The organism is Bacillus sp. JJ1503, from assembly GCF_036965125.1.
GTDB lineage: Bacteria > Bacillota > Bacilli > Bacillales > Cytobacillaceae > Cytobacillus.
This window is the reverse complement of the sequence record NZ_JBALOZ010000193.1, coordinates 5,546-6,339: the sequence shown is the minus strand read 5'-3', so window position 1 is coordinate 6,339 and position 794 is coordinate 5,546. Positions and strand designations below refer to the sequence as shown.

At 38.0% G+C, this 794-nt stretch carries 1 protein-coding gene and 1 pseudogene; both read right to left on the bottom strand.

Annotated features, from left to right (window positions below):
* Positions 1-78: 78 nt before the first annotated feature.
* Positions 79-528, bottom strand: coding sequence for a hypothetical protein (locus tag V7149_RS15160; protein ID WP_335346448.1), 450 nt, complete (start codon positions 526-528; stop codon positions 79-81).
* A gap of 65 nt (positions 529-593) precedes the next feature.
* Positions 594-794: pseudogene (locus tag V7149_RS15155) on the bottom strand (oxidoreductase); the annotation flags it as partial.

Below are 794 nucleotides of genomic sequence, written 5' to 3'. Positions count from 1 at the left end.
TACCGTGACAGCTATTTTCCTTGGTTATCGGGCAATAGAAGGGCAAACTGGCTATCGTGAAGGCCCTATTCCTTATCATTATTCACGTTCAATGTTATTGATCGAGGTCTTTTTCAACCTCAATATTATTACAGTCACAATTGCCGACAAAACAAGTAATGGCAAGACCTTAATGACAATGCCCATCCAATGAAAAGGGGATTTATGAACATAAACAGCCTTTACCCACTTGTTTTCTTCTGTCTCCACAGCAATGGCAGATTTCGTGGATATACCATTTATTTCATAGTATTTTGTTCCTTTTGGATAATAATTTGAGGCATTCCCATAGTGACTTCCAGTCATATCATTAGGTTTTGTTTTTACTTCTCCGATAACCTTCCCTATTTCAATTTCAAGTATATTTTCCTTTGTAACTTCATATACATTTCCTTTCCAAACAACAAAGGAATAGGCCCAGCTAAGTGCCTGAACAGATGAAGTAGATGTAAAAATACATAAAAGAAGAAATAACATTGTTTTTTTCAAATGCACCAGACTCCCTTCGTTACAGCATTCATTCGGCAGCCTTAATAATAATTTTATGCCTTATTTTAGATCCCGCTTTTCTCACTTACTGTCGCAATCTGATCACTCTCATTGACATAAACACCTGATTGCTCCCTTTTTGCCGCAAGAAGCATTGCGTTTGCAACTGATTTTGCCTGTACTGGACTGTACTTCCGCAGAGGTCCTGAGAATATAGGCGAAAGTATTCCTGAAACGGATGACATGATTCTCTCACCGAGTCGAAA